Origin of the sequence: Futiania mangrovi (assembly GCF_024158125.1) — a bacterium.
Taxonomy (GTDB): domain Bacteria; phylum Pseudomonadota; class Alphaproteobacteria; order Futianiales; family Futianiaceae; genus Futiania; species Futiania mangrovi.
This window is the reverse complement of sequence record NZ_JAMZFT010000001.1, coordinates 1440693-1448022: the sequence shown is the minus strand read 5'-3', so window position 1 is coordinate 1448022 and position 7330 is coordinate 1440693. Positions and strand designations below refer to the sequence as shown.

At 65.9% G+C, this 7330-nt stretch carries 7 protein-coding genes; 4 read left to right on the top strand and 3 right to left on the bottom strand.

What is annotated here, in order from left to right; genetic code table 11:
- Positions 1 to 209 precede the first annotated feature (209 nt).
- The 3 genes from NJQ99_RS06910 to metF all read left to right on the top strand — a co-directional run bounded on the left by NJQ99_RS06910 (position 210) and on the right by metF (position 2982).
- Complete coding sequence (locus tag NJQ99_RS06910; RefSeq protein WP_269332042.1) at positions 210 to 950, top strand: hypothetical protein; 741 nt, start codon at positions 210 to 212, stop codon at positions 948 to 950.
- A gap of 77 nt (positions 951 to 1027) precedes the next feature.
- Positions 1028 to 2023, top strand: coding sequence for an ArsR/SmtB family transcription factor (locus NJQ99_RS06905; protein ID WP_269332099.1), 996 nt, complete (start codon positions 1028 to 1030; stop codon positions 2021 to 2023).
- Complete coding sequence (metF, locus tag NJQ99_RS06900; protein WP_269332041.1) at positions 2023 to 2982, top strand: methylenetetrahydrofolate reductase [NAD(P)H]; 960 nt, start codon at positions 2023 to 2025, stop codon at positions 2980 to 2982. Before NJQ99_RS06905 ends, metF begins: the two co-directional genes overlap by 1 nt.
- A 12-nt stretch (positions 2983 to 2994) precedes the next feature.
- Here metF and NJQ99_RS06895 read toward each other — a convergent pair whose 3' ends face one another.
- Entirely contained in the window at positions 2995 to 3681 is a 687-nt protein-coding gene (locus tag NJQ99_RS06895; RefSeq protein ID WP_269332040.1) for a fumarylacetoacetate hydrolase family protein, read from the bottom strand.
- 100 nt (positions 3682 to 3781) lie between these two features.
- Positions 3782 to 4840 (bottom strand): NAD-dependent epimerase, encoded by a 1059-nt coding sequence (locus NJQ99_RS06890; protein WP_269332039.1) that lies wholly within the window; start codon positions 4838 to 4840, stop codon positions 3782 to 3784.
- A gap of 206 nt (positions 4841 to 5046) precedes the next feature.
- On the opposite strand from NJQ99_RS06890, the gene NJQ99_RS06885 reads away from it, so the two are divergent.
- Entirely contained in the window at positions 5047 to 6279 is a 1233-nt protein-coding gene (locus NJQ99_RS06885) for an acyl-CoA dehydrogenase (protein ID WP_269332038.1), read from the top strand.
- Between the two features lie 52 nt (positions 6280 to 6331).
- Here the strand turns inward: NJQ99_RS06885 and NJQ99_RS06880 are convergent, their stop codons facing one another.
- The gene (locus tag NJQ99_RS06880; RefSeq protein WP_269332037.1) at positions 6332 to 7330 is read right to left on the bottom strand and encodes a threonine ammonia-lyase; all 999 of its coding nucleotides are present in this window, start codon (positions 7328 to 7330) and stop codon (positions 6332 to 6334) included.

The window sequence follows — 7330 nt, the reverse complement described above, 5'->3', positions numbered from 1 at the left end:
GCCAATGATACTGTGTCAAAAGACACGGGAAAGTCGGTAACCGCCAAGCCTAAACAGTCAAGAAAAACAAACCTCTCTCGAAGATCTGAAAGCCCCGGCGCTTCTGGCGCCGGGGCTTTTTCGTTTCGGTAACGGTCGGCTGCTTGCGTTCTGGGTCGCTGGCAGGAAGTATGCCGGCTGACACAAGCGTTCGGCAGCGGTTGGGTGGTATGGCGGGATCATTTTCCATCGGGGGCATCATCTGGCAGAGCGTCCTGACGCTTCGCCGCAACCTCACCGTGTTCCTCGGCGTCTCGGCGACGTTCGTGGTCATGTCGATACTGTCACGGATGTTCGTGGATGCGGTGCTCGGCTCGGAAGAGAGTGCCATAGCGTCAAATGTCGTCGGCGCCCTGGTGAACCTGACAATCAGCTACCTGGCGACAGCCGTCCTGGTTTCCGCGACGTTGATCGATCTCTCGGGTCAGAAGCCTACTTTCAATTCTGTGCTTGGGATAGCGCCTCTAGCCATGGCGAGTGCCCTGGCGCCGGCGGTTCTGATGGCGCTTGGTGTGTTGGCTGGCCTTTCGGTGTTCGTGTTGCCGGGGCTTTTTCTGGCAACCCTCTGGTACGTCGCCATTCCGTCTGCTGTCGTCGAGCGGTTGCCAGGCATCGGGGCGCTGCGGCGGAGCGTCCTGCTCACGGAAGGGTTTCGCTGGCAAGTCTTCGCGCTGCTGATTGCGGTGTCGGTTCTGGTCCTGAGCGTGGTTCTGGCGAGTTCCGTGATCGTAGGGGCAAGTGCCGAGGCTGGTGCGCGAATTTTCCCGATTGTCATTCTCGGGCTGTCGCAGGGGCTTGTGGGGGCGTTCGGATCGATCACGGCGACGATTTGTTACCACGATCTCCGTGCTCTCAAGGAAGGCGTTCCCACAGCACGGATGCTTGGACAGATGGGAGGCCGCGGGACCTGACCTGCAATGCGAGGAAAAAGGTGACATAAAGATATCCTTATGTCATTTTGGCCGCCTTGGAGGATGACGAGGCGGGAATGGAACGTGTACTCGCGGGCATGAGGGCGGCGGCAGATCCGACACGGCTTCGGCTGTTGTCGTTGCTTTCGCGTGCCGAGTTGACGGTGAGCGAACTGACGCAGATCCTCGGCCAAAGCCAGCCACGCATCAGCCGGCATCTCAAGCTGATGTGCGAGGCGGGGCTGCTCAACCGTTTTCAGGAAGGAAGCTGGGTCTTCTACCGCATGGCAGATCGGGGCGAGGGAGCGCGTCTGGCGCGCTTCGTCGGCGACACGCTCAAGGCCGACGATCCGACGCTTGCCCGCGACCTGGAGCGGCTGGAGGGGGTACGCGCGGCGCGGACGGAGCAGGCCTCCCAGTATTTTCGCGAGCAGGCCGCCAAGTGGCACGAGATCCGAGCGCTTCATATTCCGGAAGCGGACGTGGAAGCTGCCATGATCGAGGCGATCGGGGCTGGGTCCGTGGGTGAGGTCATCGACCTTGGAACCGGGACCGGTCGTGTCCTGGAGGTTCTGGCGCCGCGTGCGGTACGCGCGGTTGGCGTGGATATGTCTCGGGAGATGCTCAGCATCGCGCGCGCCCGGCTGGATAAGCCGGAATTCCGTCATGTTCAGGTGCGTTACGGCGATCTCTTCAACCTGGATGTCGAGCCGGGGAGCTTCGATCTCGCCGTCGTACACCTGGTGCTTCACTATCTGAACGACCCGGCGGCCGCGGTGTTCGAGGCAGCCCGGCTTCTGAAGCCGGGCGGGCGGCTTCTGGTCGTCGATTTTGCGCCACATGACCTGGAATTTCTCCGCGAGTCCCATGCGCACCGGAGGCTCGGGTTCACACCGGAAGAGGTAGCCGGATGGTGCCGGGCTGCAGGCCTGACAGTGACGGCGACTCGCAAGTTGCCGCCGCGGACGGCGAACGGGCGGGGGGAACTGACCGTTGTCCTGTGGCTGGCAGAGAAGGGGCTGGAAGCGCAGGGCTTTCGCGGCCGGGCGAAGGCGGAACAGGGAAGCGTTTGATGAGCGTGGTGACACCTTTGGCAGATAATCTCCGGGTTTCGTTCGAATTCTTTCCGCCGAAGACACGGGAGACCGAGGTCGATCTGTGGCATGCGGTCGAGCGGCTTGCCCCGCTCGACCCGGATTTCGTTTCGGTAACCTACGGCGCCGGCGGTTCGACCCGCGACCGTACGCTGGGGCTGGTCGCGCGGATGGCGCGCCGGACCTCGCTCAAGGCGGCGGGCCACCTGACATGCGTGGGCGCGAGCCGCGAGGAAGTGGATGACATCGCACGCGCCTACCGCGATGCGGGTGTCACGCGGATCGTGGCATTGAGGGGGGATACGCCGGATGGCGGCAAGTTCGTGCCGCATCCCCAAGGGTACTCGTGCGCGGCCGAACTCGTCGAAGGGCTGATGGAGGTCCACGACTTCGACGTCTCGGTCGCTGCCTATCCGGAAGTGCATCCGGACGCGGCGTCGGCGGACGCCGACCTCGACAACCTCAAGCGCAAGATCGACGCCGGCGCGCGCCGCGCGATCACGCAGTTCTTCTTCGAGGCCGATACCTATCTGCGCTTCGTGGAGCGTGCGCGGAAGGCCGGGATCACCGCGCCGATCGTGCCGGGCATCCTGCCGGTCGTGAACTTCAAGACGGCGCGGAAATTCGCCGAAGCATGCGGCACGCACGTTCCGAAATGGATGGAGCGCGCTTTCGAGGGCCTGGAAGACGATCCGAACACCCGCCAGCTGATCGCCGCGAGCCTGGCGGTGGAACTCTGCCTCGACCTCAAGGCGCAAGGCGTGCGCGACTTCCACTTCTACACGCTCAACAAGGCCGATCTCACCTATGCGATCTGCCACATGCTGGGCGCCCGCGCGCCGGGTGAGCGGACGCGCACCCGCCGCACGCCCGCGGAAGGTACAGAGGACGGCGACGCGACGCTACAGATCGCGAGCGACAACAAGGCGAGCTGGTAGACGGCTCGGGTCTCAGACGACGCGGGTGCGCAACTCGCCCAGGCCGTCGATGCCGCCCACCATCTCGTCGCCCGGAACGACGGCGCCGACGCCCGCGGGCGTGCCGGTGAAGATGAGGTCGCCGGGGTGCAGCTCGAACAGGCGGGAGAGGTAGGAGATCGTCTCCGGCACCGACCAGATCAGGTCGGCGAGATCGCCACGCTGACGCTCCTTGCCATTGACCTGCAGCCAGATCGCGCCCTTGGCGAGGTGGCCTGTATCCTCGGCCCGGTGGATCATGGTGCAGGGCGCGGAATGGTCGAACGCCTTCCCCACTTCCCAGGGCCGGCCGGCGGCCTTGGCTTCTCCCTGAAGGTCGCGGCGCGTCATATCGAGGCCGATGGCGTAGCCGAACACGAGGTTGAGCGCCTGCGCCTCTGGAATGTCGCGGCCGCCCTTGCCCAGGGCCACCACGAGCTCGATCTCGTGGTGCAGGTCGGAAGTCGCGGGCGGATAGGGCAGGTCCGTGCCGTTCGGCAGCAGCGTGTCGGCAGGCTTCATGAAGAAGAACGGCGGCTCCCGGTCCGGGTCCTTGCCCATCTCGCGTGCGTGCGCAGCGTAGTTCCGGCCGACGCAATAGATCCGGCGGACCGGAAAGCGGTCGTCGCTGCGCGCGATCGGCAGCGATACAGGCACGGGGGCGGGAACGGCGTCGGCCATGGGCGCATCCTTATCCTTGGCGGCTATCGGTCTTGGGTCGGAACCGTCGCAGACGATAACCGGGCCGGAGGGGTCTGGCCAGATGCCGGTCAGATGCGTGTCAAAGGCCGTAGTGGCCCCGGTACCAGTCGACGAAGCGCTTCACCCCGGCCTCGATGGACGTCGAGGGGCGAAAACCCACCGCCTCGTCCAGGAGCGAGATGTCCGCATAGGTCGCGGGTACATCGCCCGGCTGCATGGGCAGTATGTTGAGCGTCGCGGGCTTGCCCACCTCAGCCTCGATCACGCGGATGAGGTGCATCAGCTCGACCGCGTCGCTGTTGCCGATGTTGTAGACCCGCCAGGGCGCGTAGGACGTCGCAGGGTCGGGCGCCAGGCCCGACCAGTCCGGGTTCGGCTCCGCAATCTTGAGCATGGTGCGGATCACGCCCTCGACGATGTCGTCGATGTAGGTGAAGTCGCGCTGCATCCGGCCGTGATTGTAGACGTCGATGGGCCGCCCCTCGCCGATGGCCTTCACGAACTTGAAGATCGCCATGTCCGGCCGGCCCCAGGGCCCGTAGACCGTGAAGAAGCGCAAGCCCGTGGTCGGCAGCGCGAAGAGATGGCTGTAGGTGTGCGCCATCAGCTCGTTCGCCTTCTTCGTCGCGGCATAGAGGCTGACCGGGTGGTCGACCGTGTGATGCTCGGAGAAGGGCATCTCCTCGTTCGCGCCATAGACGGAACTGGAGGAGGCGTAGACGAGGTGGCGCACGCCGTTGTGGCGGCACCCCTCGAGAATGTTCAGGAATCCCGCGAGGTTCGTCTCCGCATAGGTGTGCGGGTTCTCGATGGAGTAGCGCACGCCCGCCTGCGCCGCCATGTGCAGGACGTAGGCCGGGCGGAACTCCTCGAACGCGCGGGTCGTGGCGGCAAGGTCGGAGATGTCGGCGCGCAGGAAGGTGAAACCGTTGCCGCTGCCGATGTCGGCGAGGCGGGCCTCCTTCAGCGCGGGGTCGTAATAGTCGTTGACGTTGTCGATGCCGACAACCGGGTAGCCCAACGCCAGCAGCCGCTTCACCAGGTGATAGCCGATGAACCCCGCGACGCCTGTCACGAGGACGGTCGGGCGATCATCTGCAGGCGGCGTTGCGGCGGACTTCACTTCGGACTGCGACACAGGGACACGAGCCTCCGATCCTTGCGGACTTTGGGGTGACGGGATCGTTCTACATGACGTATGCAACCCCGGCGAGATTCGATTGGCATGCGCAACGGAGATGGGCTTCCGCCCCGGCTTGCGATGCCACCCCGAATGTCCGAAAGTCCGGTGAAGTTTTCACAAACGGCCCGTCGAGGCCGATGCCAACATCAATGAGGGATGCGATGCCCAACACAGCCACCGCCAGCGCGAAGCCCGCCAAGACGGAGCTTTCCGGCGACCGCCTCGGCCCCTTCCAGTGGGACGATCCGCTGCTGCTCGACGACCAGCTGACGGAAGAGGAGCGGATGATCCGCGACACGGCGCGGGAGTACGCGCAGGGCGAGCTGCTGCCGAACGTCATCCAGGACGCACGTGAGGAACGCTTCCGCCGCGAGATCTTCACGCAGATGGGCGAACTGGGCCTGCTCGGCGCGACGATCCCCGAAGCCTATGGCGGGGTGGGGGCGTCCTATGTCTCCTACGGCCTGATCGCGCGCGAGGTGGAGCGGGTCGATTCCGGCTACCGCTCGATGATGAGCGTGCAGTCCTCGCTGGTGATGCATCCGATCTACGCCTATGGCAGCGACGAGCAACGCAAGAAATACCTGCCGAAGCTCGCGACGGGGGAGTTCATCGGCGCCTTCGGTCTGACCGAGCCCGACCACGGCTCCGACCCCGGCGGCATGAAGACGCGCGCGACGCCGGCCGACGGCGGCTGGACGCTCAGCGGCTCCAAGATGTGGATCTCCAACTCACCCGTGGCCGACGTCTTCGTCGTCTGGGCAAAGGACGAGACCGACACGATCCGCGGCTTCATCCTGGAGAAGGGGATGGAGGGGCTGTCGGCGCCGAAGATCGGCGGCAAGCTGTCGCTGCGTTCCTCGATCACGGGCGAGATCGTGATGGACAAGGTGTTTGTGCCCACCGAGAACCAGTTGCCGAACGTGTCGGGCCTGCGCGGTCCGTTCGGTTGCCTCAACCGGGCGCGCTACGGCATCTCCTGGGGCGCGATGGGCGCGGCGGAGGCTTGCTGGCAAGCGGCGCGGCAGTACACGCTCGACCGCAAGCAGTTCGGCCGTCCGCTGGCGCAGACCCAGCTGATCCAGAAGAAGCTTGCCGACATGCAGACGGAAATCGCGCTGGGGCTCCAGGCGAGCCTGCGCGTCGGCCGCCTGATGGACGAGGGGCGTGCCGCGCCCGAGATGATCTCGCTCGTCAAGCGCAACAATTGCGGCAAGGCGCTGGAAATCTCCCGCCACGCCCGCGACATGCACGGCGGCAACGGCATCCAGGAGGAGTATCACGTGATGCGCCACCTGGTGAATTTGGAGACCGTGAACACCTACGAGGGCACGCACGACGTGCACGCCCTCATCCTGGGCCGGGCGCAGACGGGTTTGCAGGCGTTCTTCTGAGCGGCAATCGCAACGATTTAAAGGGGCGGGGCCTTGCGGTCCCGCCCTTTTCTCATGCGTCTGCGCCTATCACGCGGGCATAGAGATCGGCGTCCACATTGCCGCCCGACGCGACCGCGACGACGGTCCGCGGATTGCCGGGCAGCCGGTCCGAGAGGGCAGCGGCGAGCGCGACCGCGCCCCCCGGCTCCACCACTAGCTTCAGCCGCCGGAAGGCGACCCGCATGGCATCCTCGGCTTCCGCGTCGCTGACCGCGACGGCCCCTGCAAGGCGGGTGGCGCTGATCGCCCATGTGATCTCGCCCGGCGTCGGCGTGACGATGGCATCGCAGATGGAGCGGGCGGAGGGGTCGTTCGCAACGCGCGCGCCGGCCTCCAGCGAGCGCCGCCAATCGTCGAAGCCCGCGGGCTCCACGGCATAGACGGGGACGCCGGGCATCCGTTTGGCAAGCGCGAGCACGATACCGCTCGTCAGCCCCCCGCCGCCGCAGCAGACGAGCACGGCGTCGGGCCGGATACCGCGCGCGGCGCATTCCTCAGCGATCTCCAGCCCCGATGTGCCTTGGCCCGCGATCACATGGCGGTCGTCATAGGGGCGCACCAGCGTCGCGCCGGTCTCTGCCACGAGGCGCTCCCCGATCTCCTCCCGGCTCTCGTTCCAGCGGTCGTAGGTCACGACGGTCGCGCCATAGGCCTCCGTATTGGCCTTCTTCAGGGCAGGGGCGTCGGCCGGCATGATGATCGTCGCGGGCGCGCCCAGCAGCCGGGCGGCGAGCGCCACGCCTTGCGCGTGGTTGCCGGAGGAATAGGCGATCACACCCTTTGTCCGGTCGGCCTCCGGAATGAGGCGGATGCGGTTGTAGGCCCCGCGGAACTTGAAGGAGCCGGTACGCTGCAGCGCTTCCGCCTTCACGAGAATGCGGCGGCCCGCCTCCGCATTGAGCAGGTCGGCCTCGATCAGCGGCGTGCGCACGGCGTGGCCTTCGAGCGCGCGGGCAGCGTCGGCAATGTCGGCGAAGGTGGGCAAGTCGTGGGCGAGCGGTACAGTCAT

Bases quoted from the DNA above. Each gene is read 5' to 3' on its own strand.
- NJQ99_RS06895 (WP_269332040.1), bottom strand. From the start codon at position 3,681: ATGGCCGACGCCGTTCCCGCCCCCGTGCCTGTATCGCTGCCGATCGCG.
- NJQ99_RS06905 (WP_269332099.1), top strand. From the start codon at position 1,028: ATGGAACGTGTACTCGCGGGCATGAGGGCGGCGGCAGATCCGACACGG.
- NJQ99_RS06885 (WP_269332038.1), top strand. From the start codon at position 5,047: ATGCCCAACACAGCCACCGCCAGCGCGAAGCCCGCCAAGACGGAGCTT.
- NJQ99_RS06880 (WP_269332037.1), bottom strand. From the start codon at position 7,330: ATGACTGTACCGCTCGCCCACGACTTGCCCACCTTCGCCGACATTGCC.
- metF (WP_269332041.1), top strand. From the start codon at position 2,023: ATGAGCGTGGTGACACCTTTGGCAGATAATCTCCGGGTTTCGTTCGAA.
- NJQ99_RS06910 (WP_269332042.1), top strand. From the start codon at position 210: ATGGCGGGATCATTTTCCATCGGGGGCATCATCTGGCAGAGCGTCCTG.